Source organism: Micromonospora sp. H33 (assembly GCF_052068455.1).
GTDB lineage: Bacteria > Actinomycetota > Actinomycetes > Mycobacteriales > Micromonosporaceae > Micromonospora.
In genome coordinates this window covers 32,457-53,050 of record NZ_JBQHDE010000020.1, presented here as the reverse complement: position 1 = coordinate 53,050, position 20,594 = coordinate 32,457, and the positions used below count along the sequence as shown (strand labels likewise).

The window sequence follows — 20,594 nt, the reverse complement described above, 5'->3', positions numbered from 1 at the left end:
GAGCGAAGCGGAGTGCCGGCATGAGTGCGTTCGGAAGCATCGAGCAGGCCGTGGAGGACATCGCGGCCGGCCGGCCCGTCGTCGTGGTCGACGACGAGAACCGGGAGAACGAGGGCGACCTGATCTTCGCGGCCGAGCTGGCCACGCCGGAGCTGCTCGCGTTCATGGTCCGGCACACCTCCGGCTACATCTGCGTGCCGCTGACCGAGAGCGAGTGCGACCGGCTGGACCTGCCGCCGATGTACCACACCAACCAGGACCGGCGCGGCACCGCGTACACGGTCACCGTGGACGCCCGGGAGGGCGTGAGCACCGGCATCTCGGCCGCCGACCGGGCGCACACGATCCGGCTGCTCGCCGACGCCGCCACCGGCCCGGCCGACCTGGCCCGGCCGGGCCACGTGGTGCCGCTGCGGGCCCGCGAGGGCGGCGTGCTGCGCCGGCCCGGGCACACCGAGGCGGCGGTCGACCTGACCCGGCTGGCCGGGCTGCGCCCCGCCGGCGTGCTCTGCGAGCTGGTCAACGACGACGGCACGATGATGCGGTTGCCGGACCTGGAGAAGTTCTGCGCCGAGCACTCGCTGACCCTGGTCACCATCGCGGACCTGATCGCGTACCGGCGGCGGACGGAGAAGCAGGTCGAGCTGGTCGCCGACGCCCGCATGCCCACGAAGCACGGGGTGTTCCGGGCGCTGGGCTACCGCAGCGACTACGACTCGGCCGAGCACGTCGCGCTGGTCATGGGCGACATCGGCGACGGCCGGGACGTGCTGGTGCGGGTGCACTCGGAGTGCCTCACCGGCGACGTGTTCGGGTCGGTCCGCTGCGACTGCGGCCCGCAGCTGAACGCCGCCCTGGAGCGGGTCGCCCGGGAGGGGCGGGGAGTGGTGCTGTACGTCCGCGGGCACGAGGGGCGGGGTATCGGCCTGCTGCACAAGCTCCAGGCGTACCAGCTCCAGGACCTGGGCCGGGACACCGTCGACGCCAACCTCGACCTCGGCCTGCCGGCGGACGCCCGGGACTACGGCACCGGCGCGCAGATCCTCTACGACCTGGGTGTGCGCTCGATGCGGCTGCTCACCAACAACCCGGCCAAGCGCGCCGGCCTGGAGGGGTACGGCCTGACCGTCACCGGGCGCGAGGGCCTGCCGGTGCGGCCACACCCGGAGAACGTGCGCTACCTGCGGACCAAGCGGGACCGGATGGGGCACCTGCTGGACGAACTGGACGAGGTGACCGAGGCGCCGATGGGCCGCCCGGTCCCCGGCAACGAGATCGGAGCGTAGACATGGCGGGTTTCGGGGAGCCGGGCATCGACACGGTCGACGCCACCGGGCTGACGGTGGGCGTGGTCGCGGCCCGCTGGCACGGTGACCTCACCGACCACATGCTGGACCGGGCGGTCGCCGCCGCCGAGGCCTGCGGGGCGCGCGCGGTGGTGGCCCGGGTGGCCGGCTCGGTGGAGCTGCCGGTGGTGGCGCAGGCCCTCGCCCGCCGCTGCGACGTGGTGGTCGCCCTCGGCGTCGTGGTGCGGGGCGCCACCGCCCACTTCGACTACGTCTGCCGCTCGGTCACGGACGGGCTGACCCGCGTGGCACTGGACGAGGGCAAGCCGGTCGCGCACGGCGTGCTGACCGTCGACACCATCGAGCAGGCCCGGGACCGCGCCGGCCTGCCCGGCTCGGCCGAGGACAAGGGCTGGGCGGCCACCGTCGCTGCGCTCGACGCCGCCCTCGCCGTCCGCGACGTGACGGTGGCCGCCGCGCAGCGCGTCGGCTTCGGCGGCTGACAGCCGGCTGCGCGCCGGAACCGACGCCGCGCCGCCGCCTCGGGTGGCCTGTCCGGGCCTCCCGTGACGTCCCGGCCACATGTGACGCACAGCGACCTGAGGTCGTACCCCCACGGGCCTTCGCGGCGACTTTGCTCTGCACCTCTATACGCGCCAGTGGCTCTCCGTGATCGCCGCTAGCCCATCGGGCGATTCCCGCGGATGCGCGACGCCAGGTCCGCAGGGTGGTGCGTCGACGGGTGCAGAGCAAAGTCTGTGATCCTTCGCCGCACACCGACAGGCGGCCGTGACCGTGCGTAGCGATGTCGGTGCTGTGACGCTGAGTAACGAGGGGTGGTGAGGGTCGACGCTACGGCGAGACCGGTCCGAGCCGCGACCCAGGTGGCACGACCGCCGGCGGGCAGGTGGGACGGGGAGCCGAGGGTGGGAGGGCCGGACCCCGGCGGAATCGTGCTGGCCGGGTGGTTGAGAGAATCGGCCCGTGAAGACGTTCGAGGAGTTGTTCGCCGAGCTGCAGGCCAAGGCCGCCGCCGGCACCCCGGGCTCGGGCACGGTCGCGGCCCTCGAGAAGGGGGTGCACTTCATCGGCAAGAAGGTCGTCGAGGAGGCGGCCGAGTCGTGGATGGCCGCCGAGCACGAGGGGCCCGAGCGGACCGCCGAGGAGATCTCCCAGCTGCTCTACCAGGTGCAGGTGCTGATGCTCGCCACCGGTCTCGACCTCAAGGACGTCTACCGACATTTGTGAGTGCGTCCCCGTGTCGATCCTCCCCGATCCCAAGGAGCACTCCCGTCATGTTGCGTGTCGCCGTACCCAACAAGGGCGCCCTCGCCGAGTCGGCCGCCCAGATGCTGCGTGAGGCGGGCTACCGCCAGCGCACCGACCCGAAGGACCTGGTCTGCCGGGACGAACCGAACGACATCGAGTTCTTCTACCTGCGCCCGAAGGACATCGCCACCTACGTCGGCTCCGGTGACCTGGACGTCGGCATCACCGGCCGGGATCTGCTGATCGACTCCGGCGCGCCGGCCGAGGAGGTCGTCGACCTGGCCTTCGGCCGCGCCACCTTCCGCTTCGCCGCCCGCCGCGAGGACGTCGAGTCCGTGCAGGAGCTGGGCGGGCACCGCATCGCCACCGCGTATCCGGGCCTGGTGGAGCGGCACCTCGCCGAGCTCGGTGTGAAGGCCGACGTGATCCGCCTCGACGGCGCGGTGGAGAACGCCATCCGCCTCGGCGTCGCCGACGTCGTCGCCGACGTGGTGGAGACCGGCGCCACCCTGCGGCAGGCCGGCCTGGTCGTGTTCGGCGAGCCGCTGCTGCGGTCCTCGGCCGTGCTGGTCCGCCGCGCCGACGCGCCGACCCACCCGCAGTGCGAGCAGCTCCTGCGCCGCCTGCACGGGGTCCTCGTCGCCCGGCGCTACGTGATGCTCGCGTACGACGTGCCGGCCGGCCTGCTGGACCGGGCCAGCTCGTTGACGCCGGGCATCGAGTCGCCGACCGTCTCCCCGCTGCACCGCGAGGGCTGGGTGGCCGTGCAGGCGATGGTGCTGCGCGACGACGTGCACCGGATCATGGACGAGCTGTACGAGTTGGGGGCCCGCGCCATCCTCGTCACGAACATCCACGCCTGCCGGCTGTGAGGCGGCACTCCCCGGAGCCCGGAGCGGCACCGTCCGCCCCGCCGGCGCCCCGACCGATGCCCGCCTGGGTCGCGCTGGTGGTGGTGACCATCGGCGGGGTCGCCTCGGCCGCACAGGGGGCGGTCAACGGCGAGCTGGGCGAGCGGGCCGGCGACGCCACCCTCGCCGCCGTGGTCAACAATCTCGGCGGGTGCCTGCTGGTGGGGCTCGGCCTGCTGGCACTCCGGACACTCCGCGCCGACCTGCGCGGGTTGCGGCGGGTGGGCCTGCCCTGGTGGGCGTACCTCGGTGGGCTCGGCGGCGCCGCGATCGTCGTCCTCGGCGCGTACCTCGTGCCGGTGCTCGGGGTGGCGGTGTTCACCATCGCCCAGGTCGCGGGCGGCAGCCTCGGCGGGCTGACGGTGGACCGGGCCGGTCTCGCGCCGGTGGGGCGCATCGCGCTCACCGGCCCCCGGCTGGCCGGGGCGCTGCTGGGCGTGGCGGCGGTGACGCTGGCCCAGCTCGGCCAGCCGGTCGGTGACCTGGCCCTGGGTCTGGTCCTGCTCGCCGTCGTCGGCGGCGTCGCGGTGGCGCTGCAGTCCGCGCTCAACGGCCGGGTCTCCGCCGCCAGTTCGGCCGCGGCCGGGGTGGCGGTGAACTTCGCCGTCAGCACCCCGGCCGTGCTGCTCGTCGCGGCGCTGGCCGGTGCCCTGACCGGGCCGGCCCCGAGCTGGCCGGACGCCTGGTACCTCTACACCGGCGGCCTCCTCGGCGTCGGCATCGTCGCCAGCCTGGTGGTCGGCGTCCGGGTGGTCGGCGTCCTGCGGACCGGGCTGCTCCTGGTCGCCGGTCAGCTCGGTGGCGCGCTGGTGCTCGACGCGCTGCTGCCCGGCGGCCCGGGCGTCCGGCTGCCGGTGCTCGCCGGGGCGCTGCTCACATTGGCCGCCGCCCTGCTCGCGGGCCGGGGCGAGGGGCGGGGCGACGAGCCGGGCGAGGGGCGGGGCGACGGGCCGTCGGCCGACGTGCGGGGGCGGGTGACGGGCCCGCGTGTGGCGGGCGCGGACCGGCCGGGGGCGGGTGGCAGACTGGTGGGGTGAGCGAAACCGAGTCGATCCGCATCCGGCCCCGCCGCATCCGGCTGGTCTGCTGGGCCTCGGCGGCCGCGCTGGTGGTGGTCTTCACCCTCCTGGCCACGTCGCTGACCGGGCCGACCGGCAACGGCTACGGCACGTTCCAGCGGGGCGACCAGCTCGCCATGATCGGCCTGGGCGTGTTCGGCGCGCTCGGCTTCCTGCTCTTCACCCGCCCGATGGTCGAGGCGGACGCGCGCCGGGTGCGGGTGCGCAACGTGATCGGCTCGTACGAGCTGCCGTGGGAGGTCGTCCGGGGGGTCCGCTTCGACCGGGGCGCGCCGTGGGCCAGCCTGGAGCTGCACGACGACGACCTGCTGCCGATGGTGGCCCTCCAGGCCGCCGACAAGGAACTGGCCGTCGAGGGGGTCCGCGCGCTGCGCCGCCTGCACCAGGGTCACCTGACCCGCCTGGCCGAGGGCGCCTCCGGCCGCTGACGGCACGCGGCACCGAAACGGCCTCCCCGCGCCGGCGACCACGGGCGCCCGGTTTGGGGCCACCCATGGCGGGGGTGTAGTGTGGTCGAGTCGACCAGGCTGTCCGCGTGCGCGGGCGGCCGTGAAAGCGGAGCGCCTGCTCCCACCCGAGTCGCCGCGAGGTGGCCGGGTCCGGTCACCGGTTCCGGGCACGTCCCGGTCCCGGATGCGCGACCATGTGGTCGTGCCGACCGGTCGAGCGGGCCCTGGCATGCGCCGGGGCCTTCTGCTTTCCGGGTCGGTTCCCACCCGGGAGCCGCGGGGTCGGCCACGCATGAACACTCGACTCGAGGAGGCCCCATCAGCGTCGAACCACGCGTGAACGAGCAGATCCGGGCACGTGAGGTCCGACTGGTCGGCCCCGAGGGTGAGCAGGTGGGCATCGTCCCGCTGGAGCGCGCCCTTCAGCTGGCCGCGGACGTCGACCTGGACCTGGTCGAGGTTGCGCCGATGGCGCGCCCGCCGGTGTGCAAGCTCATGGACTTCGGCAAGTTCAAGTACGAGAGCGCACTGAAGGCGCGCGAAGCGCGGCGTAACCAGCAGCAGACCGTCATCAAGGAGATGAAGCTTCGGCCGAAGATCGACCCGCACGACTACGAGACCAAGAAGGGTCACGTGGTGCGGTTCCTCAAGGCCGGCGACAAGGTCAAGGTGACGATCATGTTCCGCGGTCGGGAGCAGAGCCGTCCGGAGCTGGGATACCGGCTCCTGCGCCGGCTCGAGTCCGAGATCTCGGAGCTGGGGTACGTCGAGGCCGCGCCGAAGCAGGACGGTCGCAACATGATCATGGTGCTCGCGCCGCACCGCGCCACCAAGGCGGCCGCCACGGCTGCCCGCGGCGGCGTACTACCGCGGGGCGAGCGGGAATCCGGCGCCCCCGAGACGGCGCCGCCGGTCGAGCCGGCCGGGCCCGCCGGGACCACCGGCGAGTAACAGGGGAGAAGACGTTCCACATGCCGAAGATGAAGAGCCACACCGGGATGGGCAAGCGGGTCAAGGTGACCGGCAAGGGCAAGATCGTTGCCCAGCAGGCCGGCCTGCGCCACAACCTGGAGAAGAAGTCCTCCACCCGGACCCGCCGGCTGACCGGCACCGTCGAGCTGGCCAAGGCCGACGTCAAGCGCATCAAGAAGCTGCTCGGCCGCTGACGCGCGCCACCTGAACCGAAAAAGGAGTTGAGATGGCACGCGTCAAGCGGGCTGTGAACGCCCAGAAGAAGCGCCGTACCCTGCTGGAGACCGCCAGCGGCTACCGCGGTCAGCGCTCCCGCCTGTACCGCAAGGCCAAGGAGCAGGTGCTGCACTCGATGCAGTACGCGTACCGGGACCGTCGCGACCGCAAGGGCGACTTCCGGCAGCTGTGGATCCAGCGGATCAACGCGGGCGCCCGCGCCAACGGGCTCACCTACAACCGCCTGATCCAGGGCCTCAGGCTGGCCGGCATCGAGGTCGACCGGAAGATCCTGGCCGACATGGCCGTCAACGACGCCGCCGCGTTCGCGGCGATCGTCGAGCTCGCCCGTGCCGCCGTCGCGGCCGAGGGCACCGGTGGCGCCGCGGCCCAGGCCGCCTGATCCACCCACGGCAGATCGAGGCGCCTCCCATGCAGTCACGACCGCACGGGAGGCGCCTCGACGCCGTCTCCGGACCGTTCACGCCGCGTACCCCACGGGTCGTCGCCGCCCGCCGGCTCCAGCGCCGCCGGGACCGCGACGCCGCCGGCCGGTTCCTGGCCGAGGGGCCGCAGGCGGTCCGCGAGGCCCTGGCCCGGCCGCGCACGGTCCTGGAACTCTTCGGTACGCCCGCCGCGCTCGACCGGTACGCGGACCTGGCCGCCCGCGCCGCCACCGACGACGTCCCGGTCTCCGAGGTCACCGACGAGGCCCTCGCCGCGCTCACCGAGACCGTCGCCCCGCAGGGGCTGGTCGCCGTGTGCCGGCACCTCGACGTACCGCTGGACACGGCGCTGGCGCGCCGGCCGCGGCTGGTCGCGGTGCTCGCCGGCATCCGCGACCCGGGCAACGCCGGCACCGTCCTGCGCACCGCCGACGCGGCCGGCGCCCAGGCGGTCGTCTTCGCCGGCGAGGCCGTCGACCCGTACAACGGCAAGGCCGTGCGGGCCTCCGCCGGCAGCCTCTTCCACGTCGACGTGGTGCGGGCGGCGGACCCCCTCGCGGCGGTCGCCGCGCTGCGGGACGCCGGGCTCGCCGTGCTGGCCACCACCGGGTACGGCGCGGACGACCTGGACGACCTCGCCGACGCCGGACGGCTGGCCGCCCCCACGGCCTGGCTCTTCGGCTCGGAGGCGCACGGGCTGCCCGACGAGCTGACCGCGGCCGCCGACGCCCGGGTCCGGGTGCCACTGCACGGACGCGCCGAGAGCCTGAACCTAGCTGCGGCCGCGGCGGTGTGCCTGTACGCTTCAGCGAGAGCACAGCGCCGGCCGTCGACCGGCCGCGCGGCCGAGACAGCAGGGGAGAGCGCCCGCCCATGAACGCGCCACCGCGTTCGTTTAGCCAGCCCGCCGGTGTCGGCGGGCGGCGGGCCTGACCTGCTCTCCGCACAACTCCCACCGGCGGGCTGCGGCGAAGCCGCGCGTCCGTAGACTCGCTTCGCCGCCTGACGAGGGCCGGCGCCGCCGTGAGGGAGTGCCCGTACGCCATGACCTACCGCAACGATCCGTACGACCCGAAGCAGGTCGCCCTGCTCGACCCGGCCGCCCTGGCCGAGGCCGTCGCCGCCGCCGAGAAGGCGTTCGCCGACGCCGCCGACCCGGACGCGCTGACCGCGCTGCGCCCCGCGCACCTGGGTGACCGGGCCCCGGTCTCGCTGGCCCGCCGCGAGATCGGCGCGTTGCCGCCGGCCGCCAAGGCCGACGCCGGCAAGCGGGTCAACGAGGCGCGGCGGGCGATCGAGTCCGCGTACGCCGCCCGCGCCGAGGTCCTCGAGCGCGAGCAGGCCGAGCGGATGCTGGTCGAGGAGCGGGTGGACGTCACCCTGCCGTACGACCGGCGCCAGCGGGGCGCCCGGCACCCGGTCAGCACCCTCATGGAGCAGATCACCGACTTCTTCGTCGGGATGGGCTACGAGGTGGCCGAGGGGCCCGAGGTCGAGCTGGAGTGGACGAACTTCGACGCGCTCAACATCCCGCCGGACCACCCGGCCCGCGGCCTGATGGACACGTTCCACGTCGCACCGGAGGGCTCGGGCCTGGTGCTGCGGACGCACACCTCGCCGGTGCAGGCGCGGACGATGCTGACCCGCAAGCCGCCGATCTACGTGATCTGCCCGGGGCGGGTCTACCGCACCGACGAGCTGGACGCCACGCACGCGCCGGTCTTCCACCAGGTCGAGGGCCTGGTGGTCGACAAGGGCATCACGATGGCGCACCTGCGCGGCACGCTGGACCACTTCGCGCGGGCCATGTTCGGCCCGGAGGCGAAGACCCGGTGGCGCCCGCACTACTTCCCGTTCACCGAGCCGTCGGCCGAGTTCGACGTGTGGTTCCCGGAGCACCGCAAGGGCCCGCAGTGGGTCGAGTGGGGCGGCTGCGGCATGGTGAACCCGCGCGTGCTGCGGGCCTGCGGCATCGACCCGGAGGTCTACTCCGGATTCGCCTTCGGCATGGGCATCGACCGGACGGTCATGTTCCGCCACGGCGTCGGCGACATGCGGGACATGGTCGAGGGCGACGTCCGGTTCACCCGGGCGTTCGGATACGGGGCGTAGTGCGGGCACGAGTTACGGAGACGGTGGTCTGAGTCATGCGAGTTTCTGTCAGCTGGCTGCGCGAGTACGTCGACCTACCGGCCCACCTGGCCCCGGCCGACCTGGAGCAGGCCCTGGTGGACCTGGGCATCGAGGTCGAGTCCATCGTGGACCTGGGTGAGACGGTCACCGGGCCGCTCGTGGTCGGTGAGGTCCGCGAGATCGAGGAGCTGACCGGCTTCAAGAAGCCGATCCGGTTCTGCCGGGTCGACGTGGGCGACGCCAACGGCACCGGCGAGCTCCAGGAGATCGTCTGCGGGGCAACCAACTTCACAGTCGGCGACCGGGTGGTGGTGATCCTCCCCGGCGGCGTGCTGCCCGGGAACTTCGCCATCGGGGCGCGCAGGACGTACGGGCGCAACTCCAACGGCATGATCTGCTCCGCGAAGGAGCTCGGCCTGGGTGACGACCACTCGGGCATCATCGTGCTGCCGGAGTCCAGCCCGGCCAAGCCCGGCGACGACGCCCGCCCGGTGGTGGGGCTCGACGACGTCGTGGTCGAGGTCGAGCTGACGCCCGACCGCGGCTACCAGATGTCGGTGCGCGGCATCGCCCGCGAGCTGGCGCACGCCGTCGGTGTGCCGTTCCGCGACCCGGGGCTCGTACCGGCGCCGGGCGCGACCGAGCGGCCCGCGTACCCGGTCGAGGTGCGTGACACGGTCGGTTGCGACCGGTTCGCGGCCCGGATGGTCCGCGGGGTCGACCCGACCGCGCCGTCGCCCGCCTGGATGGTGCAGCGGCTCACCACCGCCGGCATCCGCAGCATCTCGCTGCCGGTCGACATCACCAACTACGTGATGCTCGAACTGGGCCAGCCGATGCACGCGTTCGACGCCGACCGGATCGCCGGCCCGCTGGTGGTCCGCCGGGCCGAGCCGGGGGAGAAGCTGACCACCCTGGACGGCGTGACCCGCAGGCTCACCGGCGAGGACATGGTGATCTGCGACGCTGGGTTGCCGAACCCCCTCGCCGGCGAGGGTGCCGGCGTCCCGATCTCGCTCGCCGCGGTGATGGGCGGGGAGACCAGCGAGGTGGTCGAGGGCACCACGAACGTGCTCTTCGAGGCCGCCCACTGGGACCCGGTGATGGTCGGGCGCACCGCCCGCCGGCACAAGCTGTTCAGCGAGGCCGCGAAGCGCTGGGAGCGGGGCGTCGACCCGGCCCTGCCGCTGGTCGCCATCGACCGGGCGGTCCGGCTGCTGGTCGAGCACGGCGGCGGCACGGCCGGTGACGAGATCCTCGACATCGACCACGTACGGCCGCGTACGCCGATCACCATCCCCGCCGACCTGCCGAGCCGGCGGGTCGGGGTGAGCTACCCGCCGGCGCGCGTGGTGGCCCTGCTGGAGCAGGTCGGCTGCGCCGTCGCCGCCGGAGCGGACCGGCTCGCCGAGGACCCGGGCGAGGTGGGCGTGGCCGCCGGCGACAGCGTCGCGCTGACCGTCACCCCGCCGACCTGGCGGCCGGACCTCACCGACCCCGCCGACCTGGTGGAGGAGGTGGTCCGCCTCGACGGGTACGACCGCGTGCCGTCGGTGCTGCCGGTCGCGCCCGCCGGTCGCGGCCTGACCTGGCAGCAGCGGCGCCGCCGGGCGATCGCCCGGGCGCTCGCCGACCAGGGGTACGCCGAGGTGCTGTCGCAGCCGTTCGTCGCTCCCGAACTGGCCGATCTGCTCGGGCTGCCGGCCGACGACCCGCGCCGCCGGGCGGTGCGGGTGGCCAACCCGCTGTCCGAGGAGGAGCCGCTGCTGCGCACCACGCTGCTCGGCCCGCTGCTCGGCGTGCTCCGGCGCAACCTCGGCCGGGGCCAGCGCGACCTCGCCCTGTACGAGATCGGCGCGGTCTTCCACCCGCGCCCCGGCGCGGGGACCCCGCCGCACATGGGGGTGGACCACCGGCCGTCCGACGCCGAGTTCGCCGCCGCCGACGCCGTCCTGCCGGACCAGCCGCGGCACGTCGCCGTGGTGCTGGCCGGCGAGGTCGAGCCGACCGGCTGGTGGGGCGCGGGCCGCCCGGCCGGCTGGGCGGACGCGATCGAGGCGGCGCGGACCGTCCTCGCGGTCGCCGGCATGCCCGACGACCGGGTCACCGTACGGGCCGCCGAGCACGCGCCCTGGCACCCCGGGCGGTGCGCGCAGGTGCTGGTCGACGACACCGTCGTCGGGTACGCCGGCGAGCTGCACCCGGCCGTCGTCGCCGCGCTGGAGCTGCCCCGGCGGACCTGCGCGATGGAGCTGAACCTGGACGCGGTGCCCGCCGCGCCGATGCTCCAGGCGCCGGCGGTCTCGTCGTTCCCGCCCGCGCTGATCGACGTGGCGCTGGTCGTCGACGCCTCGGTGCCGGCGGCGCAGGTCCAGGAGGCGCTGGTGGAGGGCGCCGGGGACCTGCTGGAGTCGGTCCGCCTGTTCGACGTGTACGAGTCCGACCAGCTCGGGGCGGGTCGCCGGTCGCTGGCGTACAAGCTGGCGTTCCGGGCGCCCGACCGCACCCTGACGGTGGAGGAGGCGGTAGCGGCCCGCGACGCCGCCGTGGCCCGCGCCGCCGAACGCCACGGCGCCACCCTCCGGGGAGCGTGAAAGGAAGGGCCCCTTCTTAACGCCTCCGGTTGTAGAAGGGGCCCTTGTTAACAGCGGGGTCGAGGCCCGTGCCGCATCAGCGGTACGGGCCTCTACGCATTCCCCGTCACGGTGATCCGCGACACCGCCTCATCGCCATGCAATCCATTGCATGAACATGCAGAACGCTGTTAGCCTTCTCTGCATAGTCATGCGGAGGTGAGTATGGGAATCCGGGTCGCGGTCGCCGGGGCGAGCGGCTACGCCGGGGGCGAGCTGCTGCGCCTGGTCGCCGGGCACCCGGAGTTCGACCTGGTCGCCGCCACCGCCCACACGCAGGCCGGGCACCGGCTGGACGCCGTACACCCGCAGCTCACCGGGCTGGACCTGGTGCTCACCGAGACCGACCCGGTGGCCCTGGCCGACGCGGACCTGGTCTTCCTGGCGCTGCCGCACGGGCAGTCGGCGGCGCTCGCCGCCCAGCTGCCCCCCGACGTGCGGGTCGTCGACCTCGGGGCCGACCACCGCCTCGCGGACCCGTACGACTGGGCCAACTACTACGGCGGCACCCACGCCGGGCAGTGGACCTACGGGCTGCCCGAGCTGCCCGGCCAGCGGGAGCGGATCGCCGCCGCGACCCGGGTGGCGAACACCGGCTGCTACGCCGCCGCGATCACCCTCGCGCTCGCCCCGCTGATCGCCGCCGGCGCCGCCCAGCCCGCCGACGTGGTGGTGGTCGCCGCCTCCGGCACCTCCGGCGCCGGCCGGGCCGCCAAGCCGCACCTGCTCGCCAGCGAGGTCATGGGCGACCTGTCGCCCTACCGGGTCGGCGCGCACCAGCACGTACCGGAGATCAAGCAGGCCACCGGCGCGACCAGCCTGTCGTTCACGCCGGTGCTCGCGCCGATGCCGCGCGGCATCCTGGCCACGGTGACCGCCGTGCCCGCCCGGGGTGTCGACCCGCAGGCGGTGCTCGCCGAGGCGTATGCGGACGCGCCGTTCGTGCACGTGCTGCCGGAGGGCCGGTGGCCGCACACCGCCGCCACCCTCGGCTCCAACTCCTGCCACCTCCAGGCCACCGTCGACGTCGACTCCCGCCGGCTGATCGTGGTGAGCGCACTGGACAACCTCGGCAAGGGCGCGGCCGGCCAGGCCGTGCAGAACGCGAACATCATGCTCGGCCTGCCGGAGACCACCGGCCTGTCCGTCTGGGGGACCGCACCGTGAGCATCACCGCACCGCGGGGGTTCCGGGCGGCCGGGGTGGCCGCCGGGCTCAAGGCCAGCGGCGCCGCCGACGTCGCGCTCGTCGTCAACGACGGCCCGGACGCCGGTGTGGCCGGTGTCTTCACCGCCAACCGGGTCAAGGCCGCCCCGGTGCTCTGGACCCAGCAGGTCGTCCACGGCGGCGTGGTCCGGGCGGTGGTGCTCAACTCCGGCGGCGCCAACGCCTGCACCGGCCCCGGCGGCTTCCAGGACACCCACGCCACCGCCGAGCACACCGCCGCCGCGCTCACCGCCGCCAGCCCCCGGCTGATGCTCGGCGCCGGCGAGGTCGCGGTCTGCTCGACCGGCCTGATCGGCGAACGGCTGCCCATGCCCGCGTTGCTCTCCGGCGTGCGCGCCGCGGTGCGCGGGCTCTCGCGTGAAGGTGGGGCGGCCGCCGCCCAGGCCATCATGACCACCGACACCCGGCCGAAGAACGCCGTCGCCGAGGGCAGCGGCTGGACCGTGGGCGGCATGGCCAAGGGCGCGGGGATGCTCGCCCCGGCGCTGGCCACGATGCTCTGCGTCCTCACCACCGACGCGGTGGCCGGCCCGGAGACCCTGGACGCGGCGCTGCGGGCGGCCTGCCGGGTCACGTTCGACCGCATCGACTCCGACGGCTGCATGTCGACGAACGACACGGTGCTGCTGCTGGCCAGCGGCGCGAGCGGCATCGCGCCCACCGAGGCGGAGCTGACCGCCGCGGTCACCGCCGCCTGTCACGACCTCGCGCAGCAGCTGATCGCCGACGCCGAGGGCGCCACCAAGCAGATCGCGATCGACGTGGTCGGCGCCGCCGGCGAGGACGACGCGGTCGAGGTCGGCCGCAGCGTGGCCCGCAACAACCTGGTCAAGACCGCGCTGTTCGGCAACGACCCGAACTGGGGGCGGATCCTCGCCGCGGTCGGCACCACGGCCGCCGCGTTCGAGCCGGACGCGGTCGACGTGGCCGTCAACGGTGTGTGGGTGTGCCGGGGTGGCGCCGCCGCCGAGGACCGGTCGAAGGTCGACCTGAGCGGGCGGGACGTCACCATCCGGATCGACCTGCACGCCGGCGACGCCGAGGCGACCATCTGGACGAACGACCTGTCGCACGCGTACGTGCACGAGAACTCGGCGTACTCGACATGAGCCTCACCACCGACCTCACCCGCGCGCAGGCCAAGGCCGCCACGCTGATCGAGGCGCTGCCCTGGCTGGCCCGGTTCTCCGGCTCGAGCGTCGTCGTCAAGTACGGCGGCAACGCGATGGTCGACCCGGAGCTGCAGAGGGCCTTCGCCGCCGACATGGTCTTCCTGCGCTACGCCGGTCTGAAGCCGGTCGTGGTGCACGGCGGCGGCCCGCAGATCTCGGCGATGCTGGGCCGGCTCGGCATCGACAGCGAGTTCCGGGGCGGGCTGCGGGTGACCACGCCGGAGGCGATGGACGTGGTCCGCATGGTGCTCGTCGGCCAGGTGGGCCGGGAACTCGTGGGGCTGGTCAACGCGCACGGTCCGTTCGCCGTCGGCCTCTCCGGCGAGGACGCCGGCCTGTTCACCGCGGTGCGGCGGCCCGCGTACGTCGACGGGCAGCCGGTCGACGTCGGCCAGGTCGGCGACGTGGAGTCGGTGGACGTCTCGGCGGTCACCGACCTGATCGCGGCCGGCCGGATCCCGGTGATCTCCACGGTGGCGCCGGACGCGGACGGGGTGCTGCACAACCTCAACGCCGACACCGCCGCCGCCGCGCTCGCGGTCGCCCTGGAGGCCCGGAAGCTGGTCGTCCTCACCGACGTGCCCGGCCTCTACGCCGACTGGCCGGACACGTCCAGCCTGGTCAGCGAGATCACCGCGGACGACCTGGCGAAGCTGCTGCCCTCCCTGGAGTCCGGCATGGTCCCCAAGATGGAGGCCTGCCTGCGGGCGGTACGCGGGGGAGTGCCCGCCGCGCACGTCGTCGACGGTCGGGTCGCCCACTCCACGCTGCTGGAAGTGTTCACGTCGGAAGGCTTCGGAACCATGGTGATCCCGTCATGAGCACGCTCCTCGACCGCTGGCAGCAGTCCATGATGGACAACTACGGCACGCCGCCGCTCGCGCTGGTCGGCGGCTCCGGCGCCGTCGTGGTCGACGACGCGGGCCGGGAGTACGTGGACCTGCTCGGCGGCATCGCCGTCAACGCGCTCGGCCACGCCCACCCGGCCGTCGTGGCCGCCGTGTCCAAGCAGGTCGCCACGCTCGGGCACGTCTCCAACCTGTACATCGCGGAACCGCCGGTGGCCCTCGCCGAGCTGCTGCTCGCGCTCGCCGGCCGGCCCGGCCGGGTGTTCTTCGCCAACTCCGGCGCGGAGGCCAACGAGGCCGCCTTCAAGCTCTCCCGGCTCACCGGGCGCACCCACGTGGTCGCCACCCGGGGCGGCTTCCACGGCCGGACCATGGGCGCGCTGGCGCTCACCGGCCAGCCCGCCAAGGCCGACCCGTTCCGCCCGCTCCCCGGCGACGTCACCCACGTCGAGTACGGCGACGCCGCCGCGCTCGCGGCGGTCGTCACCGACGCGACCGCGATGGTGATCCTGGAGCCGATCCAGGGCGAGAACGGCGTCGTCGTCCCGCCCCCCGGCTACCTGGCCGAGGCCCGCCGGATCACCGCCGCACACGGCGCCCTGCTGGTGCTCGACGAGGTGCAGACCGGGGTCGGCCGTACCGGGCACTGGTTCGCCCACCAGGCCGACGGCGTCGAGCCGGACGTGGTCACCCTCGCCAAGGGCCTCGGCGGTGGGCTACCCATCGGCGCGTGCCTGGCCTTCGGCCGGGCCGCCGAGCTGCTCGGTCCCGGCTCGCACGGCACCACCTTCGGCGGCAACCCGGTCAGCTGCGCGGCCGCCCTCGCGGTCGTCGCCACCATCGCCAACGAGGGGCTGCTCGATCATGTCAAGCGGATCGGGGAACGGCTGCGCCGGGGGATCGAGGCGCTCGGCCACTCCCTGGTCACCGAGGTCCGGGGCGCCGGCCTGCTGCTCGGGATCGCGCTCACCGGGCCGGTCGCCGGCTCGGTGGCGAGCGCGCTGCGGGATGCCGGCTTCCTGGTCAACCCGGTGCAGCCGGACGTGGTCCGGCTCGCCCCGCCGCTGATCCTCACCGCCGGCCAGGTCGACGCGTTCGTCGCCGCCCTCCCGGCCGCCCTCGACACCGCCGCGCTCGCCAACGCCGCGCTCGCCACCGCCGCCCCGGTCAGCGATGCCCGCGAGGCCGCCGCACCCGCCGGCCCGGGTGGCTTCGCCGACAGCGCCCCGGACGGACTCATCGACACCGGCCCGACCTGCCCGGAGGAGACCGCATGACCCGGCACTTCCTGCGGGACGACGACCTCTCGCCCGCCGAGCAGTCGGCCGTGCTCGACCTCGCCGCGCGGATGAAGGCCGACCGGTTCGCGTACAAGCCGCTCGCCGGGCCACGGTCGGTGGCGGTGCTGTTCGACAAGCAGAGCCTGCGTACGCGGATCTCCTTCGACGCCGGCATCGCCGAGCTGGGTGGGCACCCGCTCGTCGTGGACACGCAGGTCACCCACTTCGGGCGTGGCGAGACCCTCGCCGACGCCGGGCGGGTGCTGTCCCGCTACGTGGCCGCGATCGTGCTGCGCACCCACGGCGACGACCGGATCGCCGAGGTCGCCGCCCACGCCACCGTGCCGGTGGTCAACGCGCTCACCGACACCTACCACCCCTGCCAACTGCTGGCCGACCTGCTCACCGTCCGCGAGCGCCTGGGCGGCACCGCCGGGCGGACCCTCGCGTACGTCGGGGACACGGCCAACAACATGTCCCACTCGTACCTGCTGGCCGGGGCGATCGCCGGCATGCACGTCCGGGTGGCCGGGCCGGCCGGTTTCCAGCCCGACCCGGACGTGGTGGCCCGCGCCGAGAAGATCGCCGCCGGCACCGGCGGGTCGGTCCGCGCCGGAACCGACCCGGTCGAGGCGGCCCGCGGCGCCGACGTGGTCGCCACCGACGCCTGGACCTCGATGGGCCAGGAGGAGGACGGCCTGGACCGGCTCACGCCCTTCCTGCCGTACCAGGTCAACGCCGCGCTGCTCACGCACGCCGCGCCGCACGCGATCGTGCTGCACTGCCTGCCCGCGCACCGCGGCGAGGAGATCACCGACGAGGTGCTCGACGGCCCGCGGAGCGCGGTCTTCGACCAGGCGGAGAATCGGCTGCACGCCCAGAAGGCGCTGCTGACGTTCCTGCTCGGGGCCGCACCCGCCCCGGACGTGGTGGCGCTGGACGCCACCACCAGGGAGACACCATGACCGCCCCGGTGACCCGGGCCGCCCGCCACGGCCGCATCGTCGAGCTGATCCGCGACAAGGCGATCCACTCGCAGACCGAGCTGGCCGAACTGCTCGCCGGCGGCGGCATCCAGGTCACCCAGGCCACCCTCTCGCGGGACCTCAAGGAGTTGGGCGCGGTGACCGTGCGCGGCGGCGACGGGCGCGGCGTCTACCTGATCCCCGAGGACGGCCACCGCCCGCTGCGCGAGGCGGAGGCCGCGCCGACCCGCCTCGTGCGGCTGCTGCACGAGCTGCTCAACGGGGTCGACTCCAGCGGCAACATCGCCGTGCTGCGTACCCCGCCGGGCGCAGCCCACTACCTGGCCAGCGCGTTGGACCGAGCGGGCCTGCCCGAGGTCGTCGGCACGATCGCCGGCGACGACACCATCCTCGTCGTGGCCCGCGAGGCCGACGGCGGAGCCGCGCTCGGCGACAAGCTCGCCGGCTGGGCCCGCCGCGAAGAGAACGTTGAAGGGAGCACCACCCCATGACCGAGCGGGTCGTCCTGGCGTACTCCGGAGGGCTGGACACCTCCGTCGCCATTCCCTACCTCGCCGACAAGACCGGCGCCGAGGTGATCGCGGTGGCGGTCGACGTCGGGCAGGGCGGCGAGGACCTCGACGCGATCCGGCAGCGCGCCCTGGACTGCGGCGCGGTGGAGGCCGAGGTGGTCGACGCGCGCGATGAGTTCGCCGCCGACTACTGCCTGCCGGCGATCCGCGCCAACGCCCTCTACATGGACCGCTATCCCCTGGTCTCCGCCCTCAGCCGGCCGCTGATCGTCAAGCACCTGGTCGCCGCGGCCCGCAAGCACGGCGGCACCATCGTGTCGCACGGCTGCACCGGCAAGGGCAACGACCAGGTCCGCTTCGAGGTCGGCCTGGCCGCGCTCGCCCCCGACCTGAAGATCGTCGCGCCGGCCCGGGACTTCGCCTGGACCCGGGACAAGGCCATCGCCTTCGCCGAGGAGAAGGGCCTGCCGATCGACGTGACGGCGAAGTCGCCGTACTCGATCGACCAGAACCTGTGGGGCCGCGCCGTCGAGACGGGCTTCCTGGAGGACATCTGGAACGGCCCCATCGAGGACCTGTACTCGTACACGTCCGACCCGGCCCAGGAGCGGGACGCCGACGAGGTCGTCATCACCTTCGACGGCGGAAACCCGGTCGCCATCGACGGTGAGACCGTCACCCCATACCAGGCGATCCTGGAGCTGAACCGGCGCGCCGGCGCCCAGGGCGTCGGCCGGCTCGACATGGTCGAGGACCGGCTGGTCGGCATCAAGAGCCGCGAGGTGTACGAGGCGCCGGGCGCGATCGCGCTGATCACCGCCCACCAGGAGCTGGAGGCCGTCACCGTCGAGCGGGACCTGGCCCGGTTCAAGCGCGGCGTCGACCAGCGCTGGGGCGAGCTGGTCTACGACGGCCTGTGGTTCTCCCCGCTGAAGTACGCGCTGGACGCGTTCATCGACGACGCCCAGAAGCACGTCTCCGGCGAGGTGCGGCTCACCCTGCACGGCGGCCGCGCCACCGTCACCGGCCGGCGCTCCGAGGCCAGCCTCTACGACTTCGGCCTGGCCACGTACGACACCGGCGACACCTTCGACCAGTCCCTCGCCAAGGGCTTCGTGCAGCTGTGGGGCCTGCCCAGCAAGATGGCCGCCGCCCGGGACGCCCGGTTGGGTGGCGCCTGACCGTGGGCACCACAATGGGCGGGGTGGACGACAAGAGCCTGACCGAGAACACCGCCGCCACCAACCGGACGAGCCTGTGGGGCGGCCGCTTCGCCGGCGGCCCCGCCGAGGCCCTCGCGCGGCTGTCGGTGAGCGTGCAGTTCGACTGGCGCCTCGCCCCGTACGACATCGCGGGGTCCCGGGCCCACGCCCGGGTCCTCGCCGGTGCCGGCCTGCTCGATCCGGAGGAGCTGGGGAGGATCCTGGCGGCGCTGGACGACCTGGAGGCGGCCTGCGCGTCCGGGCAGTTCCGTCCCACCGTCGACGACGAGGACGTGCACACCGCCCTGGAACGCGGCCTGCTGGAGCGGCTCGGCAGCCTCGGCGGCAAGCTGCGCGCCGGGCGGTCCCGCAACGACCAGGTCGCCACCGACCTGCGGCTGTACCTGCGCGACCACGCCCGTGGCGTGGCCGCGCGGCTGGTCGAGCTGGCCGAGGCGCTGGTCGAGCAGGCCGAGCGGCACGTGGACACCGCGGCGCCGGGCATGACCCACCTCCAGCATGCCCAGCCGGTAACCTTCGGGCACTGGCTGCTCGCCCACGTGCAGCCGCTGCTGCGCGACCTGGAACGCCTGCGCGACTGGGACCACCGCGCCGCGATCAGCCCGCTCGGCGCGGGCGCCCTCGCGGGCTCCGGCCTGCCGCTGGACCCGGTGGCGGTCTCCAAGGAGCTGGGCTTCCGCACGTCCTTCGCCAACTCCATGGACGCCGTCGCCGACCGCGACTTCGTCGCCGAGTTCCTCTTCGTCACCGCGCTGATCGGCGTGCACCTGTCCCGCCTCGGCGAGGAGGTGGTGCTGTGGACGTCGCACGAGTTCGGCTGGGTGGAGCTCGACGACGCCTTCGCCACCGGCTCGTCGATCATGCCGCAGAAGAAGAACGCGGACATCGCCGAGCTGGCCCGGGGCAAGTCCGGCCGCCTCGTCGGCGGGCTGATGAGCGTGCTCACCATGCTCAAGGGCCTGCCCCTGACGTACGACCGGGACATGCAGGAGGACAAGGAGCCGGCCTTCGACGCGGTCGACACCCTGGAGCTGCTGCTGCCCGCTCTCGCGGGGATGATCTCCACGATGACCGTACGCGTCGACCGCCTGGTCGCCGCCGCGCCGGTCGGCTTCTCCCTCGCCACCGAGGTGGCCGACTGGCTGGTCCGCAAGGGCGTGCCGTTCCGCGACGCGCACGAGATCACCGGCAAGCTGGTGGCGCTGTGCGCGGCCCGGGACTGCGCGCTCGACGAGGTCTCCGACCCCGATCTCGCCGCGGTCAGCGAGCACCTCGACCCGTCGGTGCGGGACGTCCTGTCGGTGCGTTCGGCGCTCGCCGCCCGCACCACCCCCGGCTCGACCGGCCCCGGCCCGGTCGCCGACCAGCTCGCCACCGCCGCCGACAAGCTCGCCGGCTGGCGGGAGTGGGCGGCCGAACGGGTCGTCCCGCGCTGAGGTCGTGAGCCCCGCGCCCCGGCGCGGGGCTCACCCCGTCGGGCGTTCCCGCTTCGGCAGCTTCGCCACCACCGCGTCGTACGACGCGTCGACCGCGACGGTCAGCTCCTCGTCCTCGATCTCGCCGTCCAGGCGCAGCGTGTTCCACCCGGACCGGCCGATGTACGGCGACGCCTTCGCGTCCGCCGGGTACCGGTGGATCCACTCGTCGGCCACGTCCCGGTTGGGGCCGCACTTCACCCCGATCCTCGGCTCCCCCTCCGATGAGCCGAGGAAGGCGAAGATCCGGCTGCCGACCTTGACCACCTCGTCGCCCTCCCAGGGCTGGTCCAGCCACGCTCCCGGCTTGCCCAGGCAGTACGCCCGCATCTCCTCGCGCTCCACCATGCCTCCCACCGGCCGACTCTGTCCGCCCAGTCTCCTATGCTCGCCGAAGTGGATCGGCATCAGCTCACCGACGAGGTCGAGGCGATCTCCCGCCGGTACGCGAAGCGCCATGGCATCGACGGTCGGCCA

At 74.1% G+C, this 20,594-nt stretch carries 21 protein-coding genes; 20 read left to right on the top strand and 1 reads right to left on the bottom strand.

Annotated elements, in window-relative coordinates; translation table 11 throughout:
• Positions 1-20 precede the first annotated feature (20 nt).
• The 20 genes from ACTMS0_RS27745 (at position 21) to argH (ending at position 20,078) form a co-directional block, all read left to right on the top strand.
• Entirely contained in the window at positions 21-1,286 is a 1,266-nt protein-coding gene (locus tag ACTMS0_RS27745) for a bifunctional 3,4-dihydroxy-2-butanone-4-phosphate synthase/GTP cyclohydrolase II (protein WP_441158212.1), read from the top strand.
• A gap of 2 nt (positions 1,287-1,288) precedes the next feature.
• Positions 1,289-1,789 (top strand): 6,7-dimethyl-8-ribityllumazine synthase, encoded by a 501-nt coding sequence (ribH, locus tag ACTMS0_RS27740; RefSeq protein ID WP_441158211.1) that lies wholly within the window; start codon positions 1,289-1,291, stop codon positions 1,787-1,789.
• Between the two features lie 481 nt (positions 1,790-2,270).
• Positions 2,271-2,534: a phosphoribosyl-ATP diphosphatase gene (locus tag ACTMS0_RS27735; RefSeq protein ID WP_130324127.1), complete on the top strand. Its 264-nt coding sequence runs from the start codon at positions 2,271-2,273 to the stop codon at positions 2,532-2,534.
• A 47-nt stretch (positions 2,535-2,581) separates the two neighbouring features.
• Positions 2,582-3,427, top strand: coding sequence for an ATP phosphoribosyltransferase (gene hisG / locus ACTMS0_RS27730; protein ID WP_441158210.1), 846 nt, complete (start codon positions 2,582-2,584; stop codon positions 3,425-3,427).
• 56 nt (positions 3,428-3,483) lie between these two features.
• A complete protein-coding gene (locus ACTMS0_RS27725; RefSeq protein ID WP_441158209.1) occupies positions 3,484-4,503 on the top strand; it encodes a DMT family transporter in 1,020 nt (339 codons plus the stop codon).
• On the top strand, positions 4,500-4,973 hold the full coding sequence (locus tag ACTMS0_RS27720; RefSeq protein ID WP_441158208.1) for a PH domain-containing protein: 474 nt from the start codon (positions 4,500-4,502) through the stop codon (positions 4,971-4,973). The genes ACTMS0_RS27725 and ACTMS0_RS27720 overlap by 4 nt, the downstream gene beginning before the upstream one ends.
• A 357-nt stretch (positions 4,974-5,330) precedes the next feature.
• Positions 5,331-5,945: a translation initiation factor IF-3 gene (infC, locus tag ACTMS0_RS27715; RefSeq protein ID WP_441158207.1), complete on the top strand. Its 615-nt coding sequence runs from the start codon at positions 5,331-5,333 to the stop codon at positions 5,943-5,945.
• A gap of 20 nt (positions 5,946-5,965) precedes the next feature.
• Entirely contained in the window at positions 5,966-6,160 is a 195-nt protein-coding gene (gene rpmI / locus ACTMS0_RS27710) for a 50S ribosomal protein L35 (RefSeq protein WP_441158206.1), read from the top strand.
• 32 nt (positions 6,161-6,192) lie between these two features.
• A complete protein-coding gene (gene rplT, locus ACTMS0_RS27705; protein ID WP_089008309.1) occupies positions 6,193-6,585 on the top strand; it encodes a 50S ribosomal protein L20 in 393 nt (130 codons plus the stop codon).
• A gap of 29 nt (positions 6,586-6,614) precedes the next feature.
• Positions 6,615-7,505, top strand: coding sequence for a TrmH family RNA methyltransferase (locus ACTMS0_RS27700; protein WP_441158205.1), 891 nt, complete (start codon positions 6,615-6,617; stop codon positions 7,503-7,505).
• A gap of 167 nt (positions 7,506-7,672) precedes the next feature.
• The gene (pheS, locus tag ACTMS0_RS27695) at positions 7,673-8,740 is read left to right on the top strand and encodes a phenylalanine--tRNA ligase subunit alpha (RefSeq protein ID WP_441158204.1); all 1,068 of its coding nucleotides are present in this window, start codon (positions 7,673-7,675) and stop codon (positions 8,738-8,740) included.
• 35 nt (positions 8,741-8,775) lie between these two features.
• Entirely contained in the window at positions 8,776-11,355 is a 2,580-nt protein-coding gene (pheT, locus tag ACTMS0_RS27690) for a phenylalanine--tRNA ligase subunit beta (RefSeq protein WP_441158203.1), read from the top strand.
• Between the two features lie 204 nt (positions 11,356-11,559).
• Entirely contained in the window at positions 11,560-12,561 is a 1,002-nt protein-coding gene (gene argC, locus ACTMS0_RS27685; RefSeq protein ID WP_441158229.1) for an N-acetyl-gamma-glutamyl-phosphate reductase, read from the top strand.
• The gene (argJ, locus tag ACTMS0_RS27680) at positions 12,558-13,730 is read left to right on the top strand and encodes a bifunctional glutamate N-acetyltransferase/amino-acid acetyltransferase ArgJ (protein WP_441158202.1); all 1,173 of its coding nucleotides are present in this window, start codon (positions 12,558-12,560) and stop codon (positions 13,728-13,730) included. The genes argC and argJ overlap by 4 nt, the downstream gene beginning before the upstream one ends.
• The gene (gene argB, locus ACTMS0_RS27675) at positions 13,727-14,614 is read left to right on the top strand and encodes an acetylglutamate kinase (RefSeq protein WP_441158201.1); all 888 of its coding nucleotides are present in this window, start codon (positions 13,727-13,729) and stop codon (positions 14,612-14,614) included. Before argJ ends, argB begins: the two co-directional genes overlap by 4 nt.
• Positions 14,611-15,918 carry an acetylornithine transaminase gene (locus tag ACTMS0_RS27670; protein ID WP_441158200.1) on the top strand — a complete coding sequence of 436 codons (1,308 nt, stop codon included), beginning with the start codon at positions 14,611-14,613 and terminating at the stop codon, positions 15,916-15,918. The genes argB and ACTMS0_RS27670 overlap by 4 nt, the downstream gene beginning before the upstream one ends.
• On the top strand, positions 15,915-16,886 hold the full coding sequence (gene argF, locus ACTMS0_RS27665; protein WP_441158199.1) for an ornithine carbamoyltransferase: 972 nt from the start codon (positions 15,915-15,917) through the stop codon (positions 16,884-16,886). The genes ACTMS0_RS27670 and argF overlap by 4 nt, the downstream gene beginning before the upstream one ends.
• On the top strand, positions 16,883-17,398 hold the full coding sequence (locus ACTMS0_RS27660; protein ID WP_441158198.1) for an arginine repressor: 516 nt from the start codon (positions 16,883-16,885) through the stop codon (positions 17,396-17,398). The genes argF and ACTMS0_RS27660 overlap by 4 nt, the downstream gene beginning before the upstream one ends.
• Positions 17,395-18,600 (top strand): argininosuccinate synthase, encoded by a 1,206-nt coding sequence (locus tag ACTMS0_RS27655; protein WP_441158197.1) that lies wholly within the window; start codon positions 17,395-17,397, stop codon positions 18,598-18,600. Before ACTMS0_RS27660 ends, ACTMS0_RS27655 begins: the two co-directional genes overlap by 4 nt.
• A gap of 14 nt (positions 18,601-18,614) precedes the next feature.
• Positions 18,615-20,078, top strand: a complete 1,464-nt coding sequence (gene argH / locus ACTMS0_RS27650; RefSeq protein ID WP_441158228.1) for an argininosuccinate lyase — start codon at positions 18,615-18,617, stop codon at positions 20,076-20,078.
• 30 nt (positions 20,079-20,108) lie between these two features.
• Here argH and ACTMS0_RS27645 read toward each other — a convergent pair whose 3' ends face one another.
• Positions 20,109-20,465 (bottom strand): MmcQ/YjbR family DNA-binding protein, encoded by a 357-nt coding sequence (locus ACTMS0_RS27645; RefSeq protein ID WP_441158227.1) that lies wholly within the window; start codon positions 20,463-20,465, stop codon positions 20,109-20,111.
• Positions 20,466-20,594 lie beyond the last annotated feature (129 nt).

Bases quoted from the DNA above. Each gene is read 5' to 3' on its own strand.
- hisG (WP_441158210.1), top strand. From the start codon at position 2,582: ATGTTGCGTGTCGCCGTACCCAACAAGGGCGCCCTCGCCGAGTCGGCC.
- ACTMS0_RS27655 (WP_441158197.1), top strand. From the start codon at position 17,395: ATGACCGAGCGGGTCGTCCTGGCGTACTCCGGAGGGCTGGACACCTCC.
- ACTMS0_RS27670 (WP_441158200.1), top strand. From the start codon at position 14,611: ATGAGCACGCTCCTCGACCGCTGGCAGCAGTCCATGATGGACAACTAC.
- argB (WP_441158201.1), top strand. From the start codon at position 13,727: ATGAGCCTCACCACCGACCTCACCCGCGCGCAGGCCAAGGCCGCCACG.
- ribH (WP_441158211.1), top strand. From the start codon at position 1,289: ATGGCGGGTTTCGGGGAGCCGGGCATCGACACGGTCGACGCCACCGGG.
- pheT (WP_441158203.1), top strand. From the start codon at position 8,776: ATGCGAGTTTCTGTCAGCTGGCTGCGCGAGTACGTCGACCTACCGGCC.
- ACTMS0_RS27745 (WP_441158212.1), top strand. From the start codon at position 21: ATGAGTGCGTTCGGAAGCATCGAGCAGGCCGTGGAGGACATCGCGGCC.
- rplT (WP_089008309.1), top strand. From the start codon at position 6,193: ATGGCACGCGTCAAGCGGGCTGTGAACGCCCAGAAGAAGCGCCGTACC.
- ACTMS0_RS27645 (WP_441158227.1), bottom strand. From the start codon at position 20,465: ATGGTGGAGCGCGAGGAGATGCGGGCGTACTGCCTGGGCAAGCCGGGA.
- argC (WP_441158229.1), top strand. From the start codon at position 11,560: ATGGGAATCCGGGTCGCGGTCGCCGGGGCGAGCGGCTACGCCGGGGGC.
- ACTMS0_RS27660 (WP_441158198.1), top strand. From the start codon at position 16,883: ATGACCGCCCCGGTGACCCGGGCCGCCCGCCACGGCCGCATCGTCGAG.
- argF (WP_441158199.1), top strand. From the start codon at position 15,915: ATGACCCGGCACTTCCTGCGGGACGACGACCTCTCGCCCGCCGAGCAG.
- ACTMS0_RS27725 (WP_441158209.1), top strand. From the start codon at position 3,484: ATGCCCGCCTGGGTCGCGCTGGTGGTGGTGACCATCGGCGGGGTCGCC.
- rpmI (WP_441158206.1), top strand. From the start codon at position 5,966: ATGCCGAAGATGAAGAGCCACACCGGGATGGGCAAGCGGGTCAAGGTG.
- pheS (WP_441158204.1), top strand. From the start codon at position 7,673: ATGACCTACCGCAACGATCCGTACGACCCGAAGCAGGTCGCCCTGCTC.
- ACTMS0_RS27700 (WP_441158205.1), top strand. From the start codon at position 6,615: ATGCAGTCACGACCGCACGGGAGGCGCCTCGACGCCGTCTCCGGACCG.
- argH (WP_441158228.1), top strand. From the start codon at position 18,615: ATGGGCGGGGTGGACGACAAGAGCCTGACCGAGAACACCGCCGCCACC.